The organism is Paludisphaera rhizosphaerae (assembly GCF_011065895.1).
In the GTDB taxonomy this organism is placed as follows: Bacteria; Planctomycetota; Planctomycetia; order Isosphaerales; family Isosphaeraceae; genus Paludisphaera; species Paludisphaera rhizosphaerae.
In genome coordinates, this window is record NZ_JAALCR010000006.1 from 221,185 (window position 1) to 243,365 (window position 22,181).

At 68.1% G+C, this 22,181-nt stretch carries 25 protein-coding genes; 6 read left to right on the plus strand and 19 right to left on the minus strand.

The features are described from left to right. Positions 1 to 26: 26 nt before the first annotated feature. The 3 genes from G5C50_RS09945 to G5C50_RS32920 form a co-directional block, all read right to left on the minus strand. Positions 27 to 671, minus strand: coding sequence for a Uma2 family endonuclease (locus G5C50_RS09945; RefSeq protein ID WP_165068444.1), 645 nt, complete (start codon positions 669 to 671; stop codon positions 27 to 29). A gap of 182 nt (positions 672 to 853) precedes the next feature. After that, positions 854 to 1,156 (minus strand): hypothetical protein, encoded by a 303-nt coding sequence (locus tag G5C50_RS09950; RefSeq protein ID WP_165068447.1) that lies wholly within the window; start codon positions 1,154 to 1,156, stop codon positions 854 to 856. Positions 1,157 to 1,213: 57 nt separating this feature from the next. Next, entirely contained in the window at positions 1,214 to 1,345 is a 132-nt protein-coding gene (locus G5C50_RS32920) for a hypothetical protein (protein WP_255487487.1), read from the minus strand. Positions 1,346 to 1,564: 219 nt separating this feature from the next. Here G5C50_RS32920 and G5C50_RS09955 point away from each other — a divergent pair, with 219 nt between their 5' ends. Both G5C50_RS09955 and trhA read left to right on the plus strand, forming a co-directional pair. Then, positions 1,565 to 3,103, plus strand: coding sequence for an FAD-dependent oxidoreductase (locus G5C50_RS09955; RefSeq protein WP_165068450.1), 1,539 nt, complete (start codon positions 1,565 to 1,567; stop codon positions 3,101 to 3,103). Positions 3,104 to 3,221: 118 nt separating this feature from the next. Beyond that, complete coding sequence (gene trhA / locus G5C50_RS09960; protein ID WP_165068453.1) at positions 3,222 to 3,989, plus strand: PAQR family membrane homeostasis protein TrhA; 768 nt, start codon at positions 3,222 to 3,224, stop codon at positions 3,987 to 3,989. A 60-nt stretch (positions 3,990 to 4,049) separates the two neighbouring features. Here trhA and G5C50_RS09965 read toward each other — a convergent pair whose 3' ends face one another. After that, complete coding sequence (locus tag G5C50_RS09965) at positions 4,050 to 4,439, minus strand: response regulator transcription factor (RefSeq protein WP_165068457.1); 390 nt, start codon at positions 4,437 to 4,439, stop codon at positions 4,050 to 4,052. 306 nt (positions 4,440 to 4,745) lie between these two features. Between G5C50_RS09965 and G5C50_RS09970 the strand changes: the two genes are divergently transcribed. Further along, complete coding sequence (locus tag G5C50_RS09970; protein WP_165068460.1) at positions 4,746 to 5,567, plus strand: hypothetical protein; 822 nt, start codon at positions 4,746 to 4,748, stop codon at positions 5,565 to 5,567. Between the two features lie 28 nt (positions 5,568 to 5,595). On the opposite strand, the gene G5C50_RS09975 is transcribed toward G5C50_RS09970, so the two are convergent. From G5C50_RS09975 to cysK, 15 genes are all read right to left on the minus strand, one after another. Next, complete coding sequence (locus G5C50_RS09975; RefSeq protein ID WP_165068463.1) at positions 5,596 to 6,435, minus strand: Uma2 family endonuclease; 840 nt, start codon at positions 6,433 to 6,435, stop codon at positions 5,596 to 5,598. 156 nt (positions 6,436 to 6,591) lie between these two features. Next, positions 6,592 to 7,659, minus strand: a complete 1,068-nt coding sequence (locus G5C50_RS09980) for a DUF1559 family PulG-like putative transporter (protein WP_165068465.1) — start codon at positions 7,657 to 7,659, stop codon at positions 6,592 to 6,594. A gap of 95 nt (positions 7,660 to 7,754) precedes the next feature. Next, on the minus strand, positions 7,755 to 7,955 hold the full coding sequence (locus G5C50_RS09985; RefSeq protein WP_165068467.1) for a hypothetical protein: 201 nt from the start codon (positions 7,953 to 7,955) through the stop codon (positions 7,755 to 7,757). 268 nt (positions 7,956 to 8,223) lie between these two features. Next, positions 8,224 to 8,775: a hypothetical protein gene (locus G5C50_RS09990; protein ID WP_165068470.1), complete on the minus strand. Its 552-nt coding sequence runs from the start codon at positions 8,773 to 8,775 to the stop codon at positions 8,224 to 8,226. Continuing rightward, positions 8,772 to 9,299 (minus strand): hypothetical protein, encoded by a 528-nt coding sequence (locus tag G5C50_RS09995; RefSeq protein ID WP_165068472.1) that lies wholly within the window; start codon positions 9,297 to 9,299, stop codon positions 8,772 to 8,774. Before G5C50_RS09995 ends, G5C50_RS09990 begins: the two co-directional genes overlap by 4 nt. Next, positions 9,296 to 9,808: a hypothetical protein gene (locus tag G5C50_RS10000; RefSeq protein WP_165068474.1), complete on the minus strand. Its 513-nt coding sequence runs from the start codon at positions 9,806 to 9,808 to the stop codon at positions 9,296 to 9,298. Before G5C50_RS10000 ends, G5C50_RS09995 begins: the two co-directional genes overlap by 4 nt. Continuing rightward, positions 9,793 to 10,344 (minus strand): hypothetical protein, encoded by a 552-nt coding sequence (locus G5C50_RS10005; RefSeq protein ID WP_165068477.1) that lies wholly within the window; start codon positions 10,342 to 10,344, stop codon positions 9,793 to 9,795. Before G5C50_RS10005 ends, G5C50_RS10000 begins: the two co-directional genes overlap by 16 nt. Next, complete coding sequence (locus tag G5C50_RS10010) at positions 10,332 to 11,237, minus strand: glycoside hydrolase family 16 protein (RefSeq protein ID WP_206107631.1); 906 nt, start codon at positions 11,235 to 11,237, stop codon at positions 10,332 to 10,334. Before G5C50_RS10010 ends, G5C50_RS10005 begins: the two co-directional genes overlap by 13 nt. A gap of 257 nt (positions 11,238 to 11,494) precedes the next feature. After that, positions 11,495 to 11,761 (minus strand): hypothetical protein, encoded by a 267-nt coding sequence (locus G5C50_RS10015; protein ID WP_165068479.1) that lies wholly within the window; start codon positions 11,759 to 11,761, stop codon positions 11,495 to 11,497. Between the two features lie 75 nt (positions 11,762 to 11,836). Beyond that, positions 11,837 to 12,895: a DNA adenine methylase gene (locus G5C50_RS10020; RefSeq protein ID WP_206107632.1), complete on the minus strand. Its 1,059-nt coding sequence runs from the start codon at positions 12,893 to 12,895 to the stop codon at positions 11,837 to 11,839. A gap of 398 nt (positions 12,896 to 13,293) precedes the next feature. Further along, a complete protein-coding gene (locus G5C50_RS10025; RefSeq protein ID WP_165068481.1) occupies positions 13,294 to 14,076 on the minus strand; it encodes a hypothetical protein in 783 nt (260 codons plus the stop codon). A gap of 177 nt (positions 14,077 to 14,253) precedes the next feature. Next, entirely contained in the window at positions 14,254 to 14,499 is a 246-nt protein-coding gene (locus tag G5C50_RS10030) for a hypothetical protein (RefSeq protein ID WP_165068483.1), read from the minus strand. A 415-nt stretch (positions 14,500 to 14,914) separates the two neighbouring features. Further along, a complete protein-coding gene (gene ndk / locus G5C50_RS10035) occupies positions 14,915 to 15,370 on the minus strand; it encodes a nucleoside-diphosphate kinase (RefSeq protein ID WP_165068485.1) in 456 nt (151 codons plus the stop codon). 262 nt (positions 15,371 to 15,632) lie between these two features. Next, entirely contained in the window at positions 15,633 to 16,130 is a 498-nt protein-coding gene (locus G5C50_RS10040; RefSeq protein WP_240907032.1) for a Mov34/MPN/PAD-1 family protein, read from the minus strand. 4 nt (positions 16,131 to 16,134) lie between these two features. Further along, a complete protein-coding gene (gene cysK, locus G5C50_RS10045; protein WP_165068487.1) occupies positions 16,135 to 17,109 on the minus strand; it encodes a cysteine synthase A in 975 nt (324 codons plus the stop codon). Positions 17,110 to 17,602: 493 nt separating this feature from the next. On the opposite strand from cysK, the gene G5C50_RS10050 reads away from it, so the two are divergent. The 3 genes from G5C50_RS10050 to G5C50_RS10060 all read left to right on the plus strand — a co-directional run bounded on the left by G5C50_RS10050 (position 17,603) and on the right by G5C50_RS10060 (position 22,155). Continuing rightward, positions 17,603 to 20,404, plus strand: a complete 2,802-nt coding sequence (locus tag G5C50_RS10050; protein ID WP_165068489.1) for a right-handed parallel beta-helix repeat-containing protein — start codon at positions 17,603 to 17,605, stop codon at positions 20,402 to 20,404. Between the two features lie 209 nt (positions 20,405 to 20,613). Then, positions 20,614 to 21,234, plus strand: coding sequence for a hypothetical protein (locus G5C50_RS10055; protein ID WP_165068491.1), 621 nt, complete (start codon positions 20,614 to 20,616; stop codon positions 21,232 to 21,234). Between the two features lie 276 nt (positions 21,235 to 21,510). Then, entirely contained in the window at positions 21,511 to 22,155 is a 645-nt protein-coding gene (locus G5C50_RS10060) for a Uma2 family endonuclease (protein ID WP_165068493.1), read from the plus strand. The last annotated feature ends 26 nt before the right edge of the window (positions 22,156 to 22,181 follow it).

The following is a 22,181-nucleotide window of genomic DNA, read 5'->3' on the forward strand; positions in this document are numbered from 1 at the left end:
CACCTCCCCTGGACGCGAAGGGACGATCAATCGAAGAGGATCCCCTTGAGGTCCAGGACGAGGCCCGGCAGGACGTCCTCGCCGGAGAGGGTCGCGGGCCTCGTCAGGGTCTCGGGCTCGCGGCCGGGGCGGTAGATCTCGACGGTCTGGGTCGTCGGGTCGATGAGCCAACCCAGGCGGACGCCCTGGGCGATGTATTCGGCCATCTTGGCGCGAGCCTTTGTTAATGAGTCGCTGGGGGAGTGCAGCTCGGCGACGAAGTCGGGGACGAGCCGAGCGAACCGAGCGCGTTCGTCCTCGGGGACGGCCTCCCAGCGCTCGCGGGTGATCCAGGTGGCGTCGGGGGCGCGGACGGCCGTGTTGGGGAAGGTCATGCCGCTGGAGGAGTCGAACGCCACGCCCAGGCCCGTCGCGTCGTTCCAGTTCCAGAGGCGGGCAGCCAATGTGAGGTTCCGCCGACCGCCGTCCATCCCCGCTGGCGCCATGACGATGAGTCCCCCGTCCGATTCGCGTTCCAGTCGCAGGTCTCGATTGGCCGGGACGCGGCAAAGGCGCTCAAAGTCTTCCGGGTCGACGATCAGCCGCACCCCCTCGGGGACGATCAGCGACGTCTCGGTCGGGCGATCGGTCGTCGGCTGCGCGGCGGTCGGTTCCAGGGTCGACGGACTCATGGCGGCTCCTCCTCAACCTCATGCTCGATCCGGCCCCGACGCCCCGTCCGGACCTGAATCTCGGAACGCCGACCTCGCCATCATACCCGATCGCCCCCCCTCAGTTCCCGAGCGAGACCCGGCGGCTCGTTCTCTGCTGAGAGCGTCCCGGGTTTCGACGGCGTCTCGGGCTCCTGCGGCTTCTATCGGGGTTGATAGAATTCCGAACTTCGAAGGCCGTAGAAATACAGGACGAGCGTCGTCAGCGACGTTAGAAGCCATCCGACGTCCGAGAATGGCGCTTGACCCTTACGTCCCCAGGCGTGCGATATCCCGAGAAGCACCAGCATTGCCATGATAATGCAGGTTTGTATGGCCGCCCTCCTGGGGAAGACGTTCGGAACCACCCAGCAATGCGTCCCGGCGATCGCGTAATAATCGCGAAGCCACAACCAGATCCACACGTGGAAGTTGATGATCGCCACGATGTCCATCAGGGTTAGCATGTCGTGATCCAGGGCGGGCCCGGGCCTGGGTTGCGATCCAGCCTGCGAGCGGGAGATTCACGGCCAATCGAACGAAATCCCCTTCAGGCTCTGCATGCGGCCCGGCAGGACGCCCTCGCCGGAGAGGGTCCCGGGCTTCGTCAGCATCTCAGGCTCGCGGCCGGGGCGGTCGACTTCCACCGTCTGCATCGTCGGGTCGATCAGCGTCCGCTTTGGTCCGGCCGGTTCCGGCGTCGTCGGGCTCGCAGCGGTTCTTCTTCGGACTCGCTCCGGTTTCAACGCGCTTCCGGCCTGGGACCGCTGAGCGCCTTCCCCCCGATTATACCCGGCCGGCGTCTCCGTTCGGCCTGCGAGGTGCATACGATCCTGGAGAGACGACTCAGTCCCGAGACGCTCCGGGAGGCGACGATGAAGCGCGACGAGGAGGGACGCAACCTTTCAAGCTGGACGACCGACGAGGCCATTGCCGTGCGCAGGCCGCTCAAAGCCGATGCGGAGGCCGACGTCTGCATTGTCGGGGCGGGGATCGCCGGGCTGTCGACGGCCTATCTGCTCGCCCGCGAGGGGAAGTCCGTGATCGTGCTGGACGATGGGCCGATCGGCGGCGGCGAGACCGAACGGACCACGGCGCACCTTTCCAACGCCATCGACGACCGCTACATCGAGATCGAGCGCATCCACGGCGTCGAGGGCGCGAGGCTCGCCGCCGAGAGCCACACCGCGGCGATCGAGAAGATCGCCCAGGTCATCCGCGATGAGGCGATCGACTGCGAGTTCGCCCGGCTCGACGGCTATCTGATGCTCGGTCCCGACGACCCCGACGACCTCCTCACGCACGAGAGGGACGCCGCCCATCGCGCGGGGCTGGATCGCGTCCAGCGGCTGCCGGGGGTCTCCTCCGCCCCGTTCGACAGCGGGCCCTGTCTGCGGTTCCCCGACCAGGGGCAATTCCACCCGCTCAAGTATCTCGACGGTCTGGCGAAGGCGATCGAGAAGCGGCGGGGGAAGATCCACAACCGAACGCACGTGAAGTCCGTGGAAGGGGGCGAGCCGGCCGTCGTTGAGACCGAGGCCGGCCCGATCGTCCGCGCCCGCGCGGTGGTCGTCGCGACCAATTCGCCGATCAACGATATGTATGCGATCCACACGAAACAGGCGCCCTATTTGTCGTACGTCGTCGCCGGCAAGGTCCCCCGCGGGGTGATCCCCAAGGCGCTTTACTGGGACACGATGGACCCCTACCACTACGTCCGCATCCAGGACCTCTCCGAGGATCCCAACCATCCGGAGCACGACCTCCTGATCGTCGGCGGCGAGGACCACAAGACGGGCCAGGCGACCGACCACGAGGACCGCTACCGGGCGCTCGAATCCTGGGCTCGGGAGAGATTCCCGATGATGCAAGCGGTCGAATTCCGATGGATGGGACAGGTTCAGGAGACGATCGACGGCCTGGCCTTCCTGGGGAAGAACCCGCTCGACGAGGGGAACGTCTACATCGCCACGGGCGATTCCGGCATGGGGATGACGCATGGGACGATCGCCGCGATGATCATCGCCGACGCGATCGCCGGTCGGGAGAATCCCTGGGCGAAGCTGTACGACCCCTCGCGCAGGCCGTTGAAGGCGATCGGCCGCTTCCTCCGCGAGAATGCGAACGTCGCGAGTCGGTTCGCCGCCTGGCTGACCCCGGGGGACGTGTCCGACGCGGGCGATCTCGCCCCCGGCTGCGGGGCGGTTGTTCGCAGGGGGCTGTCCAAGGTCGCCGCTTATCGCGATGATCAGGGGACGCTGCACCAGATGTCGGCCGTCTGCCCTCACCTGGGCTGCATCGTCGCCTGGAACGCCGACGACCAGACCTGGGACTGCCCCTGCCACGGCTCGCGTTTCGATCGCCTCGGCGAGGTCGTGGATGGGCCGGCGGGGTCGGGGCTGGATAAGTTGTAGGGAGCGTCGGCCGCCGACGTTGCGGAACGATTGAAGCCCGGGGCGTCCGGCGGTCGAAAACGGGAGGGCGCGGCTCCGCGCGGTCTTCCCCTTTCCGAACCTCCACCGGGAGGCGCTCATGTCGCCGATCTCTCTGCGGGAGCCCGTCAGCGCCTGGACGCATGCGTTGGGCTTGTTCGCCGCCTTTCCCGTGACGTGGTTGCTGGTACGGGAGGCCGTTCGCGGGCGCTCGGCCGGCGACGATTTCGATGGCGGGAAGGTCGCCGCCCTGGGTGTTTTCGGATTCGGGATGGCCGCCTGCTACGGGGCCAGCACGGTCTATCACGCCCTGCCCGCCGACGCGGCGACGATCGCCCTGCTCCGTCGGCTGGACATGGTGGGGATCTTCCTGCTGATCGCGGGGACCTTCACCCCCTGCGCCTGGACGCTCATGCGTCCTCGCCCCCGTCGCACGGCGATGGCCGTGGTCTGGGGCGTCTCGCTTGTTTGCGGCTCGGCGGTCGGATTGGGGAGGTCGTTCCCAACCTGGCTGGCGACGCTGGTCTACGTCTCGCTGGGCTGGGGGATGCTGGCCTGCTACCTGGAGGTCCGCCGCCATCACGACCCGCGCCGGCTCCGTCTGCTGCCGGCCGGCGGCGTCGTCTACACGGCGGGAGCGGCCGTCAACCTCTTCCACTTCCCCGAGTTTTTGCCAGGCGTCGGTCCGCACGAGGTCTTCCACGTCCTCGTTCTGGCGGGGACGGCGACGCACGTCGCGTTCCTGTCGCGAGTCGTCGCGCCGGCGATGTCCCCCTCCGCCCCGGCGCAGCCGCTGCATGTCGAGAGCGCCGTCCGAGCGACTCGCCTTCCCCGCCTGAGGAGGAAGGTCGCCCGAAGGGCCGGGTGAAGGGGGATCGGCGCCGCATCGAAAGGCAACCGACGCCCCCACCGGGACCAACCGCTGAGATCAGGCCAGGATCGACCCGACCCTGCGGACGACTTCGGGGTCTTCAAGCTGGGCCTTGCCGAAACCGGGCTCAGCACCGGCGTCGACGGCTTCTTGCTGGGCCTCGGGGTAGTTGCTCACCAGCATGATCGTCGCGTTGGACAGGTCCGGGTTGACGTCGGCTTTGAGGGCCTTGATCACGTTGAGCCCCGGCGTGTAGTCCATGTCGAGCATCCGGTTGACCAGCACCAGGCGATAGTGAGTCTCTTCCATCAGCCCTCGGGCGTCGTCCAGCCCGTGCGCGCGGTCGACGTCCGCCCCGAACTGGCGCGAGAGGAATCCAGCGATTCGCCGGTGGTCGGGATCGCACTGACCCACGTCCAGAACTCTCGGCCGCCCGCCGTTCGTCATCGTCGTCTCCGTCATCGTGATCGTGAAAAAATGTAAAGTCAGCCCGGGGAACGTCCTCCGTTCGGCCGACCGGCATCAATTGTTCGCAACGGCGGGGCCTGGGACAAGGGGGTCTGAAGGGGATGCAGCGCGCCCGCATGGTCGGTTTTCGGGTTGCGGGACTTGAGCCTATCGTGATAAAAGCCCGCCGACGCATCCAACACGTCGGCGCTCACGTCTTCACTCGCTCTGATCCATCAACCCGGCCGACCCGATCCGCCAATGGAATGGATTCCTCGTTTTGCGACGGGGGGAAGGACGGAGCCTTTGAGCATCTCATGTGAAGGCCGACGCGCGGCCCGGACGATCTCGACCTCGAAGACGGCGAAGGCGGCCCTGCTGGGGCTCGGCCTGGCGATGGGGATGGTCGCGCCGACGGAGGGGGCGGTGATCCGGGGGGCGTCGAGCCGGGCTCTGGTGCTCGATGCGACCGGCAAGCAGATCAAAATGCCCAGGGCGGGCGACGCCTTCCCCGCCGGGACCTCGCCGACCTACGTGGCCTATCGCATGGGGCCGAAGCAGGCGGTCCCCGACGGCACGCCCACGGTTTCAGTCACGCCGGCGCGGGGAGGAGTGGGACCGCTCCGCCTGGACTCGGTCGCGCTCCAGTCGATCGACGCCGGTCTAGCCGCGTCGACGTCCGTCGCCGTGGCGGAGCCTCGCCAGAAGTTCCTGGTCGAGCGGGCGACGACCGTCACGCTGGCCGACGCCTCCACCCAGTACTGGCGTGCCGCCGTCTCCGCCGCCAAGGACACCGGCGACGAGGTCGGCAAGGCCGTCAAGTCGGTGTACAACAGCGGCAAGTCGGCCGTCGAAAACATCGACGATCAGATCGTCAAGCTGCTCAAAACCACGCTGATCGCCCCCGAGGCCCCCAAGGTGGTCATCGCCGGCGGCCTGGCGCCCTCCTCGCGCAAGGTCAAGGCCGCCGCCCAGGTGATGGAGAAGGCCCAAACCGAGGCCCAGGTCCACGCCGCCGCCGAGGTGCTGGCCAGCGACGTTCAGGCCGCCCCCGTCCCCGAGCCCTCCTCCTGGCTCGTCTTCGCCGCCGTCAGCCTGCTGGGCGTCCGGCTGCGTTCCCGCGCCTAAGTTCCAACCGAGACGGGGCTGGCGGCTCTCAAGGTTCCTCCAGCCCCAACTCTCGAAGCCTCGCCGCCAACCGCTCTGCCCGGGCAAGGGCCTCGTCGCGGTCGTGTTCGGCCTGGGCGCGGTCGTGTTCGGCCTGCTTGGCGCGGAGGCGGTCGGCCTTGGACCTTCGGCGGGCTCTGCGGGCGCGATCGGCCTCCAACTCGGCGATCCGCAGCGCCGCCTTGCGGTCCTGGGCGAGCTGGCCGAACGTCTTGAAGGGCTCGCCGTCGGGGCCCCTCAGAATCAGCCCCTCCTTGATCTGCGAGTTCTCGAAGGTCACGTCGAGTCGGGGGCTTCGCCAGCCGTTGAGCCTCCCCTCGGGGATCGGCTCCAGGCCCTTCTCGCCCCGGAGCCAGCCCTTCAGCCAGCCTCCTTCGGGGTCGTAGTAGTAATACTCCTCGACGCCGTAACGGTCGTAGAAGTCGAGCTTCGCACGCATCCGTTTGGGGGTGTTGGTGTGGGAGTGGACCTCGAAGACGACGTGGGGGGGCGTTCCCTCGAACCACTGTCGGTACGAGCGGCGATCGCCCCGAGGGCGGCCGAAGGCCACCAGGACGTCGGGGGCCGTGCAGAGTTTGGGGTCGGCTTCGTCGACGTACCAGAGGAGGTCGCCGGCGACGAAGACGTCGTCGCGATCGGCGAAGAGGGCGTCGAGACCTTCCTTGATGATGACGATCCAGCGGAACTGGGTTGTGTTGTCGGCCATCGGCTTGCCGTCGCTGGAGGGGAAGCGCGGGTCGTATGGATCGACGAACCCCGTCCCGACCGCCCTGGGAGCGGGCGTGAGTGGGACGTCTTTGGGACGCCTTCCCGGCCTGGCCGTGCTCATGGCGACTTCCCCGAGTCCTCTTCGGTTCAAGCGTTCACTAGAGGTATAGCACGGAACGGTCGGATCGTCCAGCCGCGGAACGCAGAAGGGCCCGGGCGACGCGAAGGTCGACCGGGCCCTTGAGGTTTCTGCTTCGCCTGGGGCGAAGGGGTCGGATTAGAGGCTGTCCGACGAGATGACCTCGCCGCTGTTGACGGTGCCGATCGACATCCAGGTGGTCGGGCTGATCGAGTCCTTGATGAACCGGACGGAGCCGTCGGCCAGGCCGACGTTGATGCCGCCGGAGTGGTTGCTGGAGTTGACGAAGAGGTTGGAGAAGTCCGCCGAGCAGCCGCTGCAGGTGGTCGACCAACCGCCGCAGAACGAGAACGTGGCCTGACCGCCGCCGTTGGGGCTGACGATGGTGTTGGTCAGGCTCTGGCCGGGAGCGCCCACCGCCCAGTACTGGCCGCGGGTGGAGGCGGTCGCCGGGGTCGAGATGAACTGCTGCTGGCAGGTCTGGACGGCCGTGTTGACGGCGGCCTGGGAATTGGCCGGCGAGTAGCTGCGGATGTCCGTCAGGACGTAGGCCGAGTTTCCGCTCGCGCTGACGGTCCCCTTGCGGCCGCGAAGGTTCGAGCTGACGTTGCCGATCAGGGCCTCGGCGTGCGAGACGGTGTTCGACGAGCCGTCGGTGATCGAGCCCAGCGAGACCGCGGGGCCCATCGTGTTGAAGACGCCCGTGGAGCTGGTGCTCACCGTTCCCCAGACGTCGGTGGTGGTCCCCATCGAGCCGTGGTAGTTGTTCAGGTAGGTGTTCGTGCCGGCGCCGTCGGAGGGGCAGAACAGGGTGCTCAGCCGGGTGTTCACGGCCGTCGAGTTGGCCGCCTGGCCGATGACGTCCGTGGTGGCCGGGAGGCTGAAATTGCACGAGGCGAAGACCGCCGTCTGCTCCATGTAGGGGAGCAGCATCGCCAGGTGGCCGAAGGTGGCGTAGTTGTACAGCGTCCCCGTGGACGACCCGCCGTAGACCTTCGCCTGGCCGATCGGGAACGAGCCCTGGGACGAGTGATAGTTGTGCATCGCCAACCCGATCTGCTTCAGGTTGTTGACGCACTGCGCCCGCCGGGCCGCCTCACGCGCCGCCTGGACCGCCGGCAACAGCAGCGCGATCAACACCGCGATGATGGCAATGACCACCAGAAGCTCGATCAGCGTGAAACCACGCCTCCGCGTCGAAACCATGTGCCTGTGCTCCCGAGAATACGAAAACCTTGGACCTGGACTGACCTGGACTGACCTGACCGGATTTGAGATCGAGCCGAAGCGGCCCGGCCGGCTCAGCGCCGCGACGAGCGGCCCTTCCGAGAAGCGGTCTTCTTCGCCATCATGTCCTTCATCGCGTCCTGGGCCTGCTGGTCGGCGTTCGTCAACTGCCCGGGAGGAGGCGAGTCGTCCGACCCGCAGCCCCCCAGCGCCGCCGCCAGGGCCGCGAAAGCCGCCGCCGAGATCCCCGCCGCGAAAGACCTTCGAGTGATCATGAATTCACCTCCTGATCAATCGGCGCAGCTGCGACCTCCCGTCGGCGATACGCCGCGGTTCTCGATCGAGTACGCCATGAAAGGCCGTCGCGCCCGCGGCGCGGCGGATCGTCGTCGCGTTGGGCGCACCGTCGCAAGCCTCTCCGGAGAGCCGAGGGGCGGCTGTACGGGCACCGTTCGGGTTCTTTGTCCGTATTCCTTAGGGTACGCTCGATCGTGCGCGAGGTCAAGCGGGGGACCGTGCGAATATGCATTTATGCACGGGGATTCACGAGGGAGAGTCTTCTCGATCGACGGGCCGGCGACGGTCGCGCGAGAGGTAGCCGGCCGCGGCGTCGAGCGCCATCACCGCCCCAAAAAGCCCCAGCGCGAACGGCGCGCCGAAGACCAGCACGGTGGCGAGCATGAAGACCAGGCCGATGGGGGTTGTGGCTTTCGGGCCGAGGCTTGCGTGGACGCCCATCGGCAGGGCGACCAGAGCGACGAGGACCATCAGCCAGCGCAGCGTCAATCGTCGCGGCCCGAACATCAGGTTCGCGAAGACCTGGACCGACGCCGAGCAGACGAGGACGACGATCACGCAGACCAGCAGGTCGACCATCAGCGCCAAGGGGTCGAATCGAGGCGGATTGGAGAACCCCGCGCGCGGAACCCAGCGGTACACCAGCGGCGCCCCGTACTGCATGTACGGCGAGCCTCCATACCGGCCGGACGCCTGAGATCCGTAACAGACCGCCCCCGCGACGACCGCCGCCGCCACCGAGACCGGATGCGGCGACCACCAGGGGATGCGGGACGTTGTGGGCTGTTGGTCGGTCATGGTCGGTCTCCTGCGGAGTGCCGGCCTTCGGCCCGTTCCGCCCTGATCCGGCGCTCGCGTTGATCGAGTACCACGAAGCCAACGATCAGGCAGAAGAACGGACTTATAAGCGTGAACCCCGCGGAGCCGATCAGGAGGAAGGACGTCAGGGCGCCCGAGAGCCGTAGATCGGCGAGGACCACGGCGATCATCGCGATCAGCCAGGCGGCGGCGCGCACCGTGAAGGCCCATCGCCCGAAGAAGACGTCCGCGATCACCTGGGCCGAGACGTAGACCGACGCCAACATCCCCAGCGCTACCGTCGCGTCGATGAGGAAGGGCCTGAGATCGAACCGATCAGACAGGCTGGGTTCAGGCCAGGACGGCTGAACGCGAAAGACGAGCGGGAAGCCGACTCGATCGGGGGTGAACCCCAGCCCATTCTGCAACAAGAGCAGCCACAAGCCGCACCCCAGCGTGGCCGCGACCGATGCGGGTCGAGGCAGCCATCGCCGGAAGTCGGATTCCGATTCGGACGTTGTCATGCGTCTCGATTCCTCGCCAACGCCCGGGCGTAGCCCAGGCCCAGCAGCAGGAGCGGGCTCGCGAGGCCGAAGAGGAAGGGCCAGAGGGCGAGCGTCCCGGCCTGGTCGGGGATGAGCCGGCCGGCGGCCAGGACGCCGGCGAGGACGGCCACGACGAGCATGAGCGAGGCCGTCGTGAACGGCCTCCGGCCCAGGGCCCCCAGCGCGATCAGGTCGACCAGGGCGAAGGCCGTCGCGGTGGTCGCCAGCGCCAGGGCGACGTCGACGGCCAGCGCGCCGGGGCGGTACTCCGTGTCCGTGATGAGCGGGTAGCCGTCCGAGGTCATCGCCGAGTGCTCGACCCTGTACGCGAACGGCCAGCCGAACTCGGGCGGATTCTGGCCCGGGTTCGTCTGCTCGTTCATCAGCATCTGCGCCCAGCCGGCCGCCACCAGCAGCGCCGCCGTCACGGCGATCGCGAAGGGCGAGATCTGCGGCCGCCAAGCCTTCGGCCTCACTGCGTCCGCCATAGAGGGCCCTCCCTCCGGACGTCGACCGAGGTCTGGGACTGCGCGACGCCCCATCGCGCGAACGCAAGGCTCAGCAGGAGCAGCAGCGGGCTCGCCAGGCCGAGGAGGAAGGGCCCGTAAGCGAGCGCCCCGATCGACTCCGGCATCAGACGAGAGGCCGCGAGGATCACGGCTATGGCCGCGATGAGGAGCAGGAGCGAGGCCGTCGTGAACCGCCCTGAGCCGAAGGCCGTCGCGGCGATCACCTGGACGAATAGGAACGTCGTCCCAGCCGGCAGCAGGGCGCAGAGCGCATCGACGATCAGCGAGCCGGGGAGGTATTCGGTGCCCATGGCAATGACATAGCCGCCGGAAACCATCCAGCCGTCGGCGACCTGGCACACGAGCGGCCAGCCGAATTCGGGCGGCTCGTCGACGGGGCTGATGCGCGCGTTCGTCAGCCAAGAGGCCCAAGACACCGCGACGAGGATTGCCGCCACCACCGCGACGGGGTTCGGCCACCGGTCAGCTTGGTCGTTCCGCCTCACTTCTTCCATGGCAGGTTCTCCGGACCTCGAGTTCCGGCGTCACCGTAGCCGGTGGTCTTCTCGTAGACGCGGACGTGGTCGACGACCATCTCGGCCGGGAACGTCGTGGAGGCGTCTGGGTTGCCGAGGAACTTCCCGCCGACGGCCACGTTCATGATGATATGAAAGGGTTTATCGAAAGGCGCGGGCCACTGCGCGACGTCGGCCTCGGAGGCGGGCTTGCCCTTGTTGCGGCTGGTCCACCAGGAGCGCTTGGTGGCGAAGAGATGGCCGTCGACGAGCCATCGGATGACTCCCGGCTCCCATTCGACGGCGTACTCGTGGAACTGGTCGATCGACTGGCCGGCGGGGAAGTGGTACTCGCCGCCGGAGTGGACGTTCCCCGGCCAGGGGGCGCCGAAGTGGATCGTCCCGAGCACCTTGTCGGGCTCCTGGCCGCGGGCCTCCATCACGTCGATCTCCCCCGAGCAGGGCCAACCGCCGTAAGTCGACGTGTCCTGCGGGAGCATCCACAGGGCCGGCCAGACGCCCCGGCCGGTAGGAAGCTTGGCCCGGAACTCGAACCGGCCGTACGCCTGCGCGAACAGCCGCGAGCCGTCGCGCGCCTTCGACTTGATCCGGGCCGACGTGTATGGCTTCCCGTGCGACGCTTCCTTCCGCGCCACGATGTGCAGCGAGCCGTCGCGGACGAACGCGTTGCGTGGGTCGCTGGTGTAATATTCCAGCTCGTCGTTCCCCCTGGCCGGGGGGCGGCCCGTCGCCGAGGTCGAAGTCCCACTTCGTCCGGTCGATCGCGTCCCCGTCGAACTCGTCCGACCAGACGAGCGTCCACCCCCGGGGCGGCTCGGCGGCCGTGGTGGAGGAGCAGACGATGGAAAGGACCAGCAAGCCGATTCCGACACGCACGATCGACCTCCTCTCGCCCCGGGCATTCGTCGCGACTCGCTTCATCGTCGCGGAGCGAAGGCTGGTGCTCAAGCGGTGACCGGCTCGTCGATGAAGGAGGAGCGGAGACGCATCGGGAGTCAACCGCACGGGTGCCATGGCCACGCTTGCGTGACCATGCGATTGGCAACGGTCGCGCTGTCGTCCCAGACCGGTTCATGGCCACGCAAGCGTGGCCATGGCACCCGAAAACCGCTCCAAGTTCCGACTGTGCTCAGAAATCGTCGTACCGCCCGGCCTTCGATTTCTCATAGGTCGCCGCCTCGCGTTCCTCTCGCCGCCAGGATCGGACCTTTTGCAGGGCCTTCTCGTCGAGGAACGGCGTCACGGCCCCGCAGTCCGGGCAGACCATCGCGCGCTTGGGGGTGATGTACTTCGAGAACGCGAACCACGGGCCGAATCGCAGGCAGAAATGCTGGGTCGTGAGCACGACCTCGGTGAGCTGCGTCCCGCCGCAGCAGCCGCAGGTGGTCGGTTTCATCGTCGGGCCTCTACAAAGGATCGTCGGCGCTCCTCGGTCGGAGTGTCTTCGTCGCCGCCGGCCGTTTATTCCATGCTATCGCCCCACGATCAGGAACTCTTCCACCACCGCCCGGCCGACGCCGCGATGCGTCCCGAAGTGGTAACGATGCGGCCGCTTGTGGACCGTGACGGACGGTTTATGCTGCCGTAAGAGCCCCTCCAGTCGTTCCAGGTCCGGGAAACCGTTGGAACTGTACGACAGGACGATGATCGACCGATGGAAACGCTCGAAGAGTCGGTCGAAGGCGTCGACGGCGCACCGGCGGTAGCTGAACGGCGTGAACGGCTTGGCGATCTTCTTGACGCGGGTCTCCGGCATCAGGTCCACGCCCCGCCAGTAGCACGAGAGCCCTTCCAGAAAGTGGTAGCGCTTCATGTAGCAGTTGTCGTCCGAGCGCGGGACGTAGGGCGGGTCGAGGTAGACCAGGTCGACGCCCGATGGGTCCACGTCGAAGGCGTCGGCCCGGCGGGCGGTGTGGCGCAGGCCGTCGTCGAAGGGGATCGCGTTGAACGCGGCGATCTGCTCGCGGAAATGGTCCTCGATCGAGAGCCGCAGGTCGCGCCGGCCGTCGTCGTGGCGGGAGAGGTCGCCCGAGATCGTGAACACCCCCCGAGGCTGCTTCTTCAGGCAAGACCGCATGAGCGCCGCCAGCGCCAGGGCCTGCTGATCGGGGTCTTCGAGGCGGTCGATGTTCGCTCGGATCCGGTCGAGGGCGGCCAGGTCGTTGGGCGTGTAGAAGACGTTCGCGAAGGTCTCGGCGATGAACCGGGGGGCGTCTTCGCGAGGGGCCAGCAGGCGGTCGAGGGTCGTTGCGTCGATTCGCGCGTGCGATTGCGCGAGCCCCGCGCGGGCGAGGACGGCGGGGAAGTTGAGGAAGTCGGACGCGGCGACGGTCTTGCCCATCGCCCGCAGCAGGTAGGCCACGCAGCCACCGCCGCAGAAGGGATCGGCCGCCGTGTCGAAGGGGAGGTCGCGGAGGACCTCATGGATCCAGGGGAGCAGCCGATGCTTCGACCCCATGTAGCGAAGCTCGGGGTAGAGCGAGGCGCGGGCGAGGGGGGCGTTGAATCGGGCGGAGGATTGGAGGGGCATGAATTCGAACCCCTCGCAATCAGACGTCCCCTCTCCCCCCGGGAGAGGGTGCCGCGAAGCGGCGGGTGAGGGTCACGGGATCGTAAGCATGGCGACGGGAGCGCGGCGATGACATCTTCCCCCCTGGAGGGGGAAGACAGACCGCGAAGCGGTCAGATGAGGGGGACGACCGCCGTCGGATGGAGGAGGGCCTTCGAGAAACCGCGGGCTCCCGGAAATCAACCCCTCATCCGCCCCTTCGGGGCACCTTCCCCCTCAAGGGGGGGAAGGCCGTCATGGTCCCGGATCGTGATCCGGCATGCCCTCCGATCTCCCACGACCCTCACCCGGCCCTTCGGGCCACCTTCTCCCGGGGGGAGAGGGGACTCGGAGGGCCCGTCGGTAAGAGGTCGTTCGCCTCACTTGATGGCGGTCGGCTCCAGCTTGATCTCACCGGCGTCGGCGGCGGCGCCGGCCTTGACGGTGACGGGCATGCCCTTGGACTTGCCCTCGTTGATGTAGCCGGCCTTCTCCTGCCAGGCGATGAGGTTCTGGGCGCCGGCGGGTACGCCCTTGATCTCGAAGGCGCCGGTCTTGTCGGTCACGGCGAAGTAGGGGTGGTCGAAGACGGCGACCCACGAGGTCATCCAGGGGTGAATGTCGCAGGCGACCTGCATCGGCCGGCGTTCGGCCTTGAGCTTGAGGTCCAGCGGCTTGGCGCCGGCGCCCAGCATCTGGTTCAGAGCGCCGTTGCTGAAGCCCTGGTAGCGGACGTTGTGGCTGACCGAGTCGCTCGTCTTGATGACCAGCTCCTGCCCCTCGTAGATCGCCTGGACGTGGGGGAGGAACACGCAGTCCTTCTGGTCGAGCACGGCCTGGGGATGGGCCTTCAGCAGGGCCTTGGCGGCCTCGGGGTTGCTCCCGCTCGGCTTCACCAGGTAGACGATCACGTTGGCGACGCCCTTGGTCGCGGAGTCGACCTCAAGCTCCTGCGAGACGATCGAGCCGGCGGCGGCGCAGACCTCAGGGTCCTTGGCGGCCTTCCCCTTCTCGACGAGCACCTTCTCGGTCGGGGCGGCGGAGCCGGCCCAAACGACGCGGCCCTTGATCGAGCCGGGCTCCTCCGCGAAGGCCGACGAGGACAGGCCCGCCGCGGCGGCGGACAGAGCGAGAGCATGGAACAGACGAGCGGAACGGGACATGAGCAAGAGTCCTCCGTCGGGAGTCGAACGTTCGACTGGGAGTGCTGGGATCGATCCGTTTCGCAGGCGGGACGTTGGGGCGTGCGCGGTCGATCAACGACCGCTCATCCCCAACATACCAGGACGACCGGCCGGTGTTGAGACGTCACCGGCCGATTCCGTGGAACGTCACGTGACTCATTCGGGCTTGGCCGTCGCCTCGGGCGCGGGGGCCGTCTTGGGGGCCTCGCCAGGCTGAACGGCCGGGTCGACCTTGTCGGCGGGCGTCTCGGGCGAGTTGGAGGGCGTCGGGGCCGGGGCCGGGGCGGGAGCTTCCTTGCCAGCCGGCGGCACCACGACGGCGTCGCCCACCTCCGGCGAGCCCCCGCAGCCCGAGAGCCCCACGGCGATCACGGCCAAAGGTAGCAGTTTGTGAAGACGCATGGGGGTGTCCTCAGGGGAGCGAAATTGGGATCAGGCGGAACAACAAAAGTTCCCTCTCCCCCCGGGAGAGGGTGCCGCGCAGCGGCGGGTGAGGGTCATGGGATCGCAGAGGGCATGTCGGACGAACACCGAGACCATAACGGCCTTCCCCCCTTGAGGGGGAAGGTGCCCCGAAGGGGCGGATGAGGGGTGGAGATCCGGGAGCCTTCGACCTCGGCACCCTCGCTTCACCCCGACGGCGGTCATCCCCCTCATCTGACCGCTTCGCGGTCTGTCTTCCCCCTCCAGGGGGGAAGACGTCCTCGACCCTATCGCTATGCGTACAAGCCCGACGACCCTCACCCGGCCTTCGGCCACCCTCTCCCGGGGGGAGAGGGGACTTCAGGCGCGGGCGGTCAGACAACTACGAGGCGGATCAAGCCCCGTCGAAGACCCACTGGGAGCCGGCGATGGCGTAGTCGACGACCTCGCCGGGGCCGAACCAGAGGGCGATCTCGCGGGCGGCGGACTCGGTGGAGTCGCTGCCGTGGATCAGGTTGTTCTGCTTGCTGATGGAGTAGTCCCCGCGGATGGTGCCGGGGGCGGCGGCCGTGCCGTTGGTCGCGCCGAGCATCGTCCGGACGACGGTCACGGCCTCGTTCCCTTCGAGCACGCCGACCACCACCGGACCGCCGGTGATGAAGCCGATCAGGCCCTCGAAGAACGGCTTGCCCTGGTGCTCGGCGTAGTGCTTCTCGCCCAGGGAGCGGTCGACCTGCAGGAGCTTCAGCGCCGCGACGCGCAGCCCCTTGGCCTCGAACCGGGCGAGGATCTCGCCCACCAGCCGGCGCTGAACGCAGTCCGGCTTGAAGATGATCAGGGTCTTCTGCATGACGGGAAAGGCTCGCGACGCGCGGGGCGCCGCCTCTCAAAAGGGTGTTCGGGATCGGTAGGCTTGCGACGATCGGGACGAACCCGGGTCGGTTGCTCCGACGTCGAGCCGCAGACCTGGGTGCCATGCCCACGCTCGCGTGGGCATGCGATCGGCGACGGACTTGTGCTGGGAACGTCCCACGCCGGTTCATGGCCACGCAAGCGTGGCCATGGCACCCGTTCCAGTCGGAGTTCGCTGGAAATCGGCGAGGAGCCTCAGTTTATTCGCCCGCCGGAGGGTCGTGCAACGTCTCGTCGTCCGTGGGCGTCCAGGGGATCTCCTGGAAATCGTCGCGGCCGAGCCGCCAGACGCGGACGACGGGGGGGCTCGACAGCAGGGAGACGATGATCCGGGGGACGGCCCCGTAGTGGTTCTGATCGAGGTCGGTCCGGCTGGGGACGGCCTCCCAGCGGGGGTGGGAGTGGTAAATCGCCAGGATCTCGGCGTCCCGGCGGCGGAGGTCGACGACGGCCTCGATCAGGTCGCGAGGGTCGGCGTCGTAGCGGGTCTCGGCGGTCGGGGCGACGTTGCGCAAGGGGTGGAACGACGACGCCCTCGGCGGCACGCCCCCCAGCAGGCCGCAGCACTCCCGGGGATTCTCGCGCAGGCAGTGGTCCACCATCGCGGCGAGAATCGTCCGGGGGATCTCCAGCGGCCCCTCGAAACCCTCGGGATCGAACGCGGGACGAGGACGGGGGCCGGGCGCGGACGCGGGCACGGGCTCAGGCCTCGGGGAAGAGCGGCGTGGAGAGGTAGCGCTCGCCCAGGTCGGGCAGCAGGGCCACGATCAGCTTGCCGGCGTACTCGTCCTTCTTCGCCAGGGCGATCGCCGCGAACGCCGCAGCGCCGCAGGAGATGCCGCAGAGGAGGCCTTCCTCGCGGGCGAGCCGGCGGGTGGTCTCAAAGGCGTCGTCGTCGCGGACGTCGACCACCTCGTCGATCACCGACATGTCCAGAACGTCCGGGATGAAGCCCGCGCCGATGCCCTGGATCTTGTGCTGGCCCGGCCGCAGCGACTCCCCCTTGCGGCTCTGGGCGATCACCGGCGAGCCCGCCGGCTCCACGGCGACGACCTTCACGGACGGCTTCAGCTTCTTGAGCGCCTGGCCGACCCCCGTGATCGTCCCCCCCGTGCCGACGCCGGCCACGAAGACGTCAACCTTCCCCTCGGTGTCCTGCCAGATCTCCTGGGCGGTCGTCCGACGGTGGATCTCCGGGTTGGCCGGGTTCTTGAACTGCTGGGGCATATACGCCTTGGGGAGGCTCTTCAGCAGCTCCTCGGCCTTGCGGACCGCCCCGGGCATCCCCTCGGAGGCGGGCGTCAGAACGATCTCCGCGCCGAAGGCCTTGATCAACCGCCGGCGCTCCAGGCTCATGCTCTCCGGCATGGTGACGATCAGCCGGTATCCCCGCGCGGCGCAGGTGAAGGCCAGGGCGATCCCCGTGTTGCCGCTGGTCGGCTCCACGATCACCGTGCCAGGGCCGACCTTCCCCTGGGCCTCGGCCTCGTCGATCATCGCCACGCCGATGCGGTCCTTCACCGACCACAAGGGGTTGGCGCTTTCCAACTTGGCGACGACCGTGGCCTTGGCTCCGTCGACGACTCTCCTCAGCTTGATGAGCGGCGTGCCGCCGATCACCTGAGTGACGTCGTCGAAGATCCGCCCATACGACCAGACCCGCTCCCCGGCATTCATCCTCGCGCCCCCCGTCCTGACGACGCCTTCGCGACCTGATATCGGAATCATGATCGGCTGCGAGCCGCGCCGCGATTCACAACCTTCACCGTCATTTTTCCGATCATCCTAGTATGCAAAGGCTCGGGAGACAAGCCGGGCGGCGACGTTAGAGTTCCTCCAACCCGAATCCCCGAGGCAAGGTGGGGGCCGCCCCACCATCCCCAGGTACCGGAGGTGGGCGGTGCCCACCCTCCAGGGCTCGTCCGGAGTGCCGACCGATCGGGGGGGCCGCAATTCGTAGGGGCGCCCCTTGTGGGCGCCCTGATCGCTGCGGACATCCAAAGGCGATCGGACATTCTACGGTGATTGGACACCGAAAGGCGATCGGGCGCCCACAAGGGGCGCCCCTACGAATTGCCGAAGTCCAAAGGTGCCCCCGGTGGGTTCCCCTGGGGGTGAGCGTCGTGATAGGCTCCGGCGGGGGCGAGGCGTTGGTTAGGGAGCACGACGCATGGATGTCTTTCGCAGGGCGGCGCTGGCCGTGGCGTTCTTGACGACGGCCGCGGGGACGGTTTTCGCGCAGGCCGGTCGAGGGCCCTCGGCGCGTTGGGTGGGGCAGGACGGCAAGGACTTCGTCGGGCCGCACAATCGGTTCGAGCCCAGCGACGTGCAGGACGTCCACATCGCGATCGCCGGCCTCGACCCGCGCAGGGAGGTGAAGCTCATCGACGTCCTGTCGACCGAGCGCAAGCACAACCAGTGGCAATACAACGCCATCGAACCGTTCGCCTGGAAGGCGGCGTTCGTCCGCGAGCAAGGCTCCCCCAGGGGCGACCTCTACATCGAGCCCGGCGACTACACGGGCCCTCGCAAGTACGACCTCACCATCCGCTACGACGACGGTCGCGAGCATAAGCTCTCGCTGATGGGTAAGCAGGTCGACTCAACCCTGCGGACGGCGGCCGCCGCGATGAAGGCGGCGTGGGTCGGCCAGGACGGTCGCGACGCCGTCGGCCCTGGGCCGGGCGTCGGACCCGACGGCCTGGCGGACGCCTGCATCCGGCTCTCCGGCCTGTCGAAGAAAGTCGACGTCCGCGCGGTTCGCATCGACGGCCCCTCGGGCACGAAGTGGGAGAGCCACATCAACCCGGAGATGCTCCCGGCCTGCGAGCTGCGGCTCGATCCTTCGAAGCCCGGCGAAGGGGACCTCTTTTTCCAGCCGACGCGTGACCTCGACGGCGGCCCTCTGGCCGTCCGCATCCTCTACACCAACGACACGGGTGACCGCGCCTCGATCGCCGCCGGCAAGTTCGACCCGAGACGCAAGGCGGCTGAGCCCCCTGCCCCGACGGTGGTCGTCGCCGAGGCCCAGGTGAAGTGGCTCGGCCAGGACGGGGGGAACGATCCTGGCGATGTCCACGTCGCCGTGACGGGCGTCGACGTTCCCCGCGACCTCGTCGCCGCCACGCTGGCCGACGGCTCGATCGGCTCCTGGTCGTTCCGCGTCGGGGGGGACGATCCGTTCCGGAACGCCTCGGGGTGGGTGGGGACCGACCCGATGATCGTCAAGCCGGGCGGACGGGCCGGGACGCTCGACGTCTTCTTCCCGCCGATCCGCGACGAGGCCGGCGCCTCGTTCAGCCTCCGTCTGATCGCCCGCGACGGCCGGTCGACGGTCATCCGCTTCCCGGGAGGCTCGTGCGACCCAGCGCTCCGGCACCCGGCCCCGGCCGCTTCCCGGAGCGAGGCCAAACCGGGAGACGACCTCCAGGCCCTCGTCGATCAGGCGGGGACCGTCAGCCTCGCGGCGGGGACGTATCGGTTGGTCAAACCGCTCGTCCTGAACCGGCCCGTCGTCCTGACGGCCTCCCAGGGAGCGACGCTCGTCTTCAGCCAGCCGGCGGGCTCCCCCCCCTGGACGACCGCGCTGAAGATCCACCACGGCCGGACGACGCTGTCGGGGCTCTCGATCCGCTTCGAGGGTCCGATCCGCTGGGACGACAAGGTGGGCTACGGTCCGGCGGTGATCGGCACGAGCGACGACCGCGACCCAGACCCGATCCGCCACTCCCGCAAGTGGGGGATCGTGCTCTCGAAGCTCGACGTGGAAGGCCCCCCCTCGACCGACCCCAGCAAGTGGGTCGACTCCGTGGGGATGTTCCGGTTCACCCACGCCGACGGCGGCCGAGTCGAGGGCTGCACGCTGCTGGGGGGCTCGGTCCAGTTCTTCAACGGGCCGTGGTCGTTCGTGGACAACACGTTCCGCGGAGCGCCGGCGAAAACGATGTCGGCCGCGGCGATCTCGGGTCGTTACATCCACGACGTCCTTGTCCGCAAGAACCGCGTGAAGGGGGAGCCGTCCGGCAAGCTCTGGAGGTTCTTTGCGCTCGGGGCGGCGGGGAAGGACGTGATCGTGGAGGACAACGTCGTCGAGGGGGTTGGCGAGATCGACGGCGACGGCGTTCCGCGCGTGAACGCGCCCGAGATCATGTTGACGGAGTCTTACCGCGTGGGATACGAGGGGGCCGTGCGATCGGTCTCGCCCGACGGCCGCCTGATCCGCGTCGGCGAGCGCCAGGGCGACGTCCCGATCCGAGCCGGCTGGACCGTGGCGATCCTGACCGGGCCCGCCGCCGGAACGTATCGCCGCCTCCTCCAGCCGATCGACGACACGACCCTGCTGCTCGACGAGCCGATCCCGAAGGAGACGGGCGTCGTCTCGATCGTCGACGGCCTGACGGGGATCCGGTTCTCGGGGAACAGCGTCGATATCCGGGGAAGCTCCACGTCGTACGGACTGGTCCTGCCGGGGAACCAGTTCGGCACGGTCGTCGAACGGAACCGCTTCATGGGCGGCGCGACGGGGATGGCTGCGGGCGCCTGCGCCTCGGAGCAACCGGTGCATTGGGGATGGTCGCACTGCCCGGCGATCGGGGTTCTGATCCGGGGCAACACGTTCGAGGACGCCTGCGAGGGCCTCACGCTGGGCGTGCAGCACGACCCGAAGCACGTCAAGTCCAACGCCGGCCGCGTGTACATGTCGGCGACCGTTGAAGACAACGTCGTCCGCTGGACCGACGCCTTCCTGCGTCGAGTCGCCGCCGACCGCGAGTCCGGCAAGCGCCCGCTGGTGGGGATCGCCCTCGGCGAACAGCACTCCCGCGACCCGTCCGAACTCCGCGTGCAGGCCGCCCGCAACACCCTCGACGCCCCCGCCGGCCGCAAACTGGGCCCCTCGTTCCTCGTCCGCGCCGCCGACCTGAACGGCAAGCCGGCGCGTGATGAGACTCTCAGCTTGCCGGGGGAGCGATAGAAGGGCCTGGGTTCCGTTCCAATCCGGAATCCAAACGGCCTTCCCCCCTCGCGGGGGTGTATGTCCCCGGTCCATACAGGGGGAAGGTGGCCGCGAAGCGGCCGGATGAGGGGTGACCGGCGCTGGAGACTCGAAGCTGCTATACCTACAAGCGTTCATTCGATCATCGCCGTCGCCGCGACCTCATGACTTGTGACGGAGCGAACTCGATGAGCTACGAGATCCGGGCGACGAGAGACGCTGGAGGGTCGGATGACGTCGGTTCATCCGAAGGCGGCGAGATCTCATGGGAAGAATGGAACGCCCTGGTCGCCGCCGATCCCGAATTGGAGATCGATCACCTCGATCGGTTGACCGAGGCCGAGTTGGATCGCCTGCTCGATGAGACGCCGGGGCTGGCCGAATGCCGAACCGAATCCGGCGTCGTCCTCTCCGCGGAGCAGGAACGGCTTCTCTCCGAGGCCGCGCGGCGGCTCGGCAAAGACAAGCCCGTCGAATGCGACACGGCCCATTGGAAGGCGCACCCGCGTGGAGAGCCTCGCTGTTTCTGGCTGTATGAGGGGGCCATCTACACCAACAGCCCTGATGCGGCCGCCCTCGCGAAGCTCTTTCAAATCGCCGACGTTCTGGGAGCCGTCGTTCGCGGAGAAGACGGCGAATTGTATCGACGAGCAGACCTCGGTTTTGATTGCCACGAGCCCAAACGCGGTTGGCTCCCGCTTGAGGAATTCCATCGCGGCCGGCCTGATTGGGCTCCGTCGATCAGCCAGGAGTTGAGGCTCCTCGAATCGAAGCGTGGAACGGCCGGCGGACCCGCGATTGAAGCCTGACGACTCTCTGCCTTCCTTCAACTTGACAACGTCCACCAAGGCCACTGGGTCTTACGCCCGAGGCTGTTGGTCATGCCTCCCCCTCATCCGGCCCTTCGGGCCACCTTCCCCCGCGAGGGGGGAAGGCCGTTGGGGTCCCGGATGGGAAGTCCATGGTCTTCGCGAGCCCCGCGCGCCTTGCCCGGCCCTTCGCCGAGGCGCTAGACTTGATGGGGTTGCCGTTGGATTGGGAAGAGAACGTCCCCCAGAGGCGGAGGCTTGAGGATGAAAACCGCGATGAGTGCGTCGACTCGGAAGCGGGTCTCGGCCAGGGCGACGAACGAATCGTCGTCGGCGTTCTCGCTGAACGTTCCCCAGGGCGTCCGTCTGATCGTTGCGGCCGAGGACTTTGAGAAGCTCTGTGCCGAGGACGCCAACCGCGAGCTGAGGCTGGAACGCGAGTCGGACGGGGGATTGATCGTCATGGCGCCAGCGGGATCGGACGGAGGGCGGCGGAACAATGCGTTGAGCGCCCGACTCTGGAACTGGAATGACGCCTGTGGTCTGGGCGAGGCGTTCGACTCCTCCAGCGGCTTCACCTTCCCCAACGGCGCGGTCCGGGCCGCGGACGCAGCCTGGATCCTCAAGGCTCGCTGGGAGGCCGTTCCCGCCGACGACCGCGCCCGGTTCGCCCGGATCGTCCCCGACTTCGTCGCCGAACTCCGCTCGCCGGGCGACGGCTTGAAAGAGCTGCAGGCCAAGATGGCCGAGTACATCGCCCAGGGCGTCCGCCTGGGCTGGCTGATCGACCCGACGACGCAGGCGGTGGAAGTCTACAGGCCCGGCCGTGAGCCCGAGACGCTGACGAGGCCGACGAGCCTCTCCGGCGAGGACGTGCTGCCGGGCCTCGTCCTCGACCTGAAGCGAATCCTCTTTGATTGATCGCGTCGCCGCGACGCGCCCCCCGC